General features: G+C 42.0%; 5 protein-coding genes. 4 read left to right on the top strand and 1 reads right to left on the bottom strand.

The window, feature by feature from the left end; genetic code table 11:
- From CYP05_RS04345 to ccoS, 3 genes are all read left to right on the top strand, one after another.
- A partial coding sequence (locus CYP05_RS04345) for a helix-turn-helix transcriptional regulator (RefSeq protein ID WP_219809356.1) occupies nucleotides 1-653 on the top strand: 653 nt, incomplete at its 5' end.
- A complete protein-coding gene (locus tag CYP05_RS04340) occupies nucleotides 650-3,028 on the top strand; it encodes a heavy metal translocating P-type ATPase (RefSeq protein ID WP_103642103.1) in 2,379 nt (792 codons plus the stop codon). The genes CYP05_RS04345 and CYP05_RS04340, both read left to right, overlap by 4 nt.
- Nucleotides 3,028-3,297 (top strand): cbb3-type cytochrome oxidase assembly protein CcoS, encoded by a 270-nt coding sequence (ccoS, locus tag CYP05_RS04335; protein ID WP_103642102.1) that lies wholly within the window; start codon nucleotides 3,028-3,030, stop codon nucleotides 3,295-3,297. Before CYP05_RS04340 ends, ccoS begins: the two co-directional genes overlap by 1 nt.
- On the opposite strand, the gene CYP05_RS04330 is transcribed toward ccoS, so the two are convergent.
- A complete protein-coding gene (locus CYP05_RS04330) occupies nucleotides 3,232-3,840 on the bottom strand; it encodes a LysE/ArgO family amino acid transporter (protein WP_181001168.1) in 609 nt (202 codons plus the stop codon). The genes ccoS and CYP05_RS04330 overlap by 66 nt on opposite strands.
- A 117-nt stretch (nucleotides 3,841-3,957) precedes the next feature.
- Between CYP05_RS04330 and CYP05_RS04325 the strand changes: the two genes are divergently transcribed.
- The gene (locus tag CYP05_RS04325) at nucleotides 3,958-5,616 is read left to right on the top strand and encodes a DNA polymerase III subunit gamma/tau (RefSeq protein ID WP_103642100.1); all 1,659 of its coding nucleotides are present in this window, start codon (nucleotides 3,958-3,960) and stop codon (nucleotides 5,614-5,616) included.
- Nucleotides 5,617-5,973 lie beyond the last annotated feature (357 nt).

The following is a 5,973-nucleotide window of genomic DNA, read 5'->3' as shown; positions in this document are numbered from 1 at the left end:
TTCTATACTTAAACAAAAACAAAAGGCGCCTTATGCACCATATATTAAAGGCATTTATCCCAACGGCAAATCTCATACAAAAAAGCTCACCATTTGCTTGCGAAGTCGTCCTGCACGATCTCTCACACCCACAGCGCTCAGTCGTTTACGTAGCTGGCGACGTCACTGGCAGAAAGGTCGGACAAAGCTTTGACCACCTTGTAAGCGAGGTCTTAAACAGCAAAAATTTCAAAGACGACTACGTGGCAAACTACTTTTTTATCAAAGATGAAAAGCTGGTGAAGTCTTCAACTGCATTTATCAGAGACGAGCACGGTGAGATCATAGGGGCGATATGCGTAAATGTCGATGCTAGCGTGGCAAAGAGCCTTTTTGAAATGGCTGGGAATTTCTTAAAAACGAGTGAAAATGAGCCAAAGAGCGAGCAAAACGACGATGTGATGCAGATCGTCTTAAATTTGATCGACAAGATCATCACCAAAAATGAGGGCAAAAAGCTCAAAAAGGAGCAAAAGCTAGAGCTCGTGGGCTTTATGAACGAAAAGGGCATTTTTAACATAAAGGGCGCTATCGAGATTGTGGCAGCCAAGCTAAACGTCTCAAAGATCACCATTTATGGCTATTTAGACCAGCTTAAAAAGAAGCGTCCGTGAAGTGTAGGTGCTCTCACTGCAAGCAAAGCTTTGATGAAAGCGTGATGATAGAGGCGAAAGGTGGGCTTAAGTTTTGCTGCGTCGGCTGCAAAGGCGTCTATGAAATTTTAAATGAAAGTGGCCTTGGCGAGTTTTATGAGCGACTTGGCAAAAATACGCTAAATCCTGCAAATAGCGGCGCAAATGTCAAAAATTTAGCGGCAAATTTTAGCGAGCTGGTGACAAAAGAGGGCGAGTTTTCTAAAATTTCACTTCTCATTGACGGCATAACCTGCTCGGCGTGCATCTGGCTACTTGAAAAGGCGCTTTTTAGCCTGCCTGGTATCTTGGAGGTAAATATCAACTCGCTTAGCCAAAAGGCAGTCATTGTTTACGATGAGCAAGAGCTTTTGGTGGAGCAAATAATCGAGAAAATTTACGCCGTTGGCTACACTCCAAAGGTCTACGCAGCGAGCCAAAAAGAGGACGAGCTAGTCAAAAAAAGGCGAAATTTCTATGCAAAAGCGCTTGTTGGCGTCTTTGCCACGATGAATATCATGTGGCTGGCGATCGCGCAGTATGGCGGCTATTTTAGCGGCATCAGAAGCGACGTGAAGGACCTGCTAAGCTTCGCGCAGTTTGTGCTAGCAACGCCTGTGCTTTTCTACACTGGTAGTGAGTTTTTTAAAGGGGCAAAGATCGCCATTAAAAACGCCTCGCCAAATATGGACTTGCTCGTTATCACTGGGGCTAGCATAACCTATATCTACTCCATTTTTGCGATGCTTACAAGAAGCGGCGAGAGCTATTTTGACTCGGTTGCGATGATCATAACCTTTGTTTTTATCGGTAAATTTTTAGAAATTTTAGGCAAGAAAAAGGCGCTTGAGACCTCAAATTTCTTAAGCGATATGTTGCTTGCAAAAGTGTGCGTTTTAGAGGACGACAAGGACATTTTAAAAGAGCCAAAGGATGTAAATTTAGGCGAAAAGATCGTGCTTAGATCAGGCGAGAGGGCGCTGCTTGATGGGGTGGTGCTTAGCGGTGAGGCGAGCGCGGATAGCTCAAGCTTAACAGGCGAAAGCTTGCCACTTTTGCTAGGCTACGGCGGCGAGGTAAAAAGTGGCGTCGTCTGTCTAAACGGACAGATCGTCTATGAGGCAAGGCAAATTTTTAAAAACTCATACCTCAATCAACTAATAAATTTACTCCAAAACGCAGAGCTAAAAAAGCCAAATATCGAGCTAGCAGTCAATAAAATCGCCTCGAAATTCTCTCTTAGCGTGCTTGCTCTAGCATTTTTTACATTTTGGTTTTGGTACTTTAAATTTAGCTTTTCAGAAGCGATAGTGACAGCTGTGAGCGTCATCATCATCGCTTGTCCTTGTGCGCTAGCCCTTGCTACGCCAGTTAGCAGCGTTTGCGCCCTTGGGGTTGCCTTTAAAAACAAGGTGCTTTTTAAGGAGGCTAAATTTTTTGAAAGCCTTGCAAAGTGCGATGTGGCGGTCTTTGACAAGACTGGGACGCTTACAAAGGCTAAATTTGAAGTTGGCGAGTTTTTTATAAAAGAGAGCGTGGATATCGATAAAATTTACTCGCTTTGCCTCATCTCAAACCACCAAATAAGCGTGGCGGTGGCCGAGTTTTTAAAGCAAAAAGGCGCAAAAAAAGTTGAGCTTGAAAATGCAAATTTAAGCGTGGCAAAGGGAGTTAGCGCCGATATTGCAGGCGAGAGCTTTGTCGCTGGAAGTAGGCGCTTTTTGGTTGAAAATGGGGTGAAATTTGATGAGAGCGAAGAAAATGTGAGCTTTTTTGTGGGCAAGCAGGGCGAGCTGGTGGCTAAATTTTACCTAAAAGATAGCGTAAAGCCCGAAGCAAAGGCATTGATAGATGAGCTAAAAGCAGCTGGATTAGAGACCTTTATCCTAAGTGGCGACGTGCAAAATGTGGTAAAAAATGTGGCAGATGAGCTTGGTGTGAGCGAGTTTAGGGCAGGGATGTTGCCTGATGAGAAGGCTAAATTTATAGCTGGTCTCAAGCAGCAGGGCAAAAACGTGCTGATGGTAGGGGACGGCATAAATGACGCAGCTGCGCTTAGTCTTGCTCACGTGGCCATTTGCATGGGAAGTGGCGCGGCGGTGAGCTTAGAGAAAAGCGATGTCGTGCTACTTGATGATAGCCTTCAAAGCCTTGCAAAAGCGGTGAAAATTTCAAAATTTACCTACAAAACGATAAAGCAAAATTTACTCTTTTGCCTGCTTTATAATGCCCTTAGCCTGCCATTTGCCGTGTGTGGCTACGTCATGCCGCTATTTGCCGCGCTTTTCATGTCAGCAAGCTCGCTTAGCGTCATACTAAACTCGCTCTTTATAGTTAGAAAATTTAAGGATAAATAGTGGATACAACGACTCTTGCGATGCTTGTTTTTATCTCGGTTTTGATGGGGGCGGCCCTGCTTTTTGGCGTGCTTTGGGGGATAAAAAATAGGCAGTTTGAAGACTACCGCAAATTTTTAGACGGAGCAAATTTAGATGGCGAAGACGCGCTAAATGAAGCCTACCAGCTCGAACTTCGCAAAAAAGAGGCGCTAAAAAAGAGGCTAGAAGCTAGCAAAAAGGAGCATGAAGGCAAGGGCGAGCATGATGAGGCTTACAAAAAACTCTAAAATTTTCCAAGAGATGGGCCTTGCAAAAATGGGCGCTAAAAACCTAGCCAGATAGCCAAGTGTAAAGAAAAAACAAAACGAGGCAAGACAAATTCTTAAGCCAAATATCAAATTTTCATCTTTAAATTTAGTAGAAACCGAGCCTATTAGGACCATGGTGTCAAGATAGACGTGAGGATTTAGCCAGGTAAAAGCGAGCGTTAAAAGGATGTTTTTCTTTAAATTCAATCTGGCATTTTCGCAGCTGGCATCCATGCTAAGGTCCTTAAAAAAGCACGAGTGAAAGCTCTTTAGCGCGTAAAAAAGTAAAAATAAAAAGCCACCATATAGGGCGATTTGCTTGATGATAGAAAAATTTTGCACGAGGCTAGCAAGTCCAAAAACTCCTGCAAAGATCAAGAGGGCATCGCTAATAGCGCAAATAAGGCAGATGATAAAGATATTTTCTCTTTTGATGCCCTGTTTTAGCACAAATGCGTTTTGCGCGCCAATGGCTAAAATGAGCGATAAAGAGGTGAAAAATCCAGATATAAATGCTTGCAAATTTATCCTTCTCGCTAAATTTTGGCTTAAATTTAGCGAAATTTAACTTTATCATAACCATAAATTTATGCCTTTTTTTATAAAATCAGCAAATTAAAATTGCAAAAAGGAAAGCAGTTGCAAGCACTAGCCCTAAAATATCGACCAAAAAATTTTGACGAGCTTATTGGACAAGAAGCCGTAAGCAAGAGCCTAACCCACGCACTTGACGAAAACAGAGTGAGTCATGCCTATTTGTTTTCAGGCCTTAGGGGAAGCGGTAAAACATCGAGTGCTAGGATATTTGCAAAGGCTTTGGTCTGCGAGAAAGGGCCAACTTCTAGGCCTTGCGAGGTCTGCGCGCAGTGCGTGATGGCAAACGAGTCGCGCCACATGGATATCATCGAGATGGACGCAGCTAGCCACAGAAAGATCGACGACATAAGAGAGCTCATCGAGCAGACAAAATACGCTCCTACGGCTGCTAGATATAAAATTTTCATCATCGACGAAGTGCACATGCTAACAAAAGAGGCGTTTAACGCCCTTCTTAAAACGCTTGAAGAGCCGCCAAGCTATGTTAAATTTATCTTAGCAACTACCGACCCGCTTAAGCTTCCAACGACGGTGCTTTCAAGGACGCAGCATTTTAGATTTAAGCAAATAAGCAGGTATGAGATCGTAAAACATCTTGAATTTATCCTTAGTAAAGAGGGCGTGAGCTACGAGAGGGAGGCGCTTGAGATACTAGCTAGAAGCGGCGGCGGCTCGCTAAGAGATACGCTAACGCTGCTTGATCAAGCTATCATTTATGGCGCTGGTAATATCACAAAATCAAGCGTGGCAGCGATGCTTGGACTTCTTGATCCAAGTAGGATAGAGCAGATCATCGAACACGTCGCAAATGCTGATAAAAACGCCATTAGAGTGCTTGTGACCGAGCTTGAGACCTATGAGCCAGAGATGATCATAGATGAAATTTTGGCAAATTTAAAGCAGAGATTTTTAGACAATGACCCAAAATTTTCGCTTCTTATATATGAGAGATTTTTTAGGATTTTGGCGCAGGCAAAGTCGATGTTAAGCGTATCAAGCGACAATGGCTTTGTGCTGATGCTCATGCTTTTTATGATGATAGAAGCGCTAAATCTGCAAGATATCGATGAAGCCATAAAACTTGCTAAGAGCGAGCCTAGTGTGACTGCGATGCCAAAAGCTGGCGTGAGTGAGCAAATTTTAGCCATAAAAGAGGCGCCAAAGACGCCATACGAGCAGTTTGTGGCAAAAATTTATGATAGAAGCTTTGAGCTTGGAGAGATATTTAAAAATCACATAAGTTTTAGCTTTTTAAATGAAAATGAGCTTGGTCTGGTCGTCAATGCAACTGGCGATGAGCTGGCATTTTTCAAAAAAAGCTGGGGCGTAATGCATGAAATTTTACATACAATTTTTGGTAAAAAAATAAAGATCGTAAATGCTAAAACGCAAATTTCAGCCCCAAAGCCAGAGCCACAAACTAAGCCACAAGAGACACAAGATAAATATAGCTACCTTGATGAGGAGATCGCTAAGATAAAGGCTAGGCAACAAGACGAGCAAAAAGATGAGCCAGTAAGCAAGCCTGCTGCGCCTGAAGCTAGGGTAAATGCGCTATCTCAGCCTCAAAATGACTTTGCAAAAGAGCTGATGTCGCTAAGCCAGAGCAAAAGCCCAGAGGAGCTTAAAAAGCAAAGAGAAGAGGGCGTGATAAAAGAGGCAAATAGGCTTTTTGGACAGCCTGAAGTGCAAAATAGCTAGAGGGATTTTGACTATTTTGTAAATTTCTAAATAAAAGTGGTCAAATTTAGCTTTTAATAAAATTATTTGTTGCTATCCTGACTAAAATTTATGTTGTAAATTTAAAAGAGCTAGGGCTTGTTAAATTTTAACTTTTAATGAGGCAGATAAATTTAAAATTTTGGCAAATTTACCCCTTGTTTGCAAAATCAAATTTAGCTCAAAATTTAAGCGCCATATTAAATTTGGAGTTTCAAATTTATCTACTATAACTATTTTTATGTATAAGCTTTAAATTTATAAATTTTCATGAGTTTTGGCTTATTAAATTTAAAATTTATTCTTGTGCGTAAAGCCAAATTTAGCTCAAAATTTAAG

The organism is Campylobacter concisus (assembly GCF_002913545.1).
GTDB classification, from domain to species: Bacteria; Campylobacterota; Campylobacteria; order Campylobacterales; family Campylobacteraceae; genus Campylobacter_A; species Campylobacter_A concisus_AV.
The sequence above is the reverse complement of the archived record's forward strand: the minus strand, read 5'-3'. Positions and strand labels throughout refer to the sequence as shown.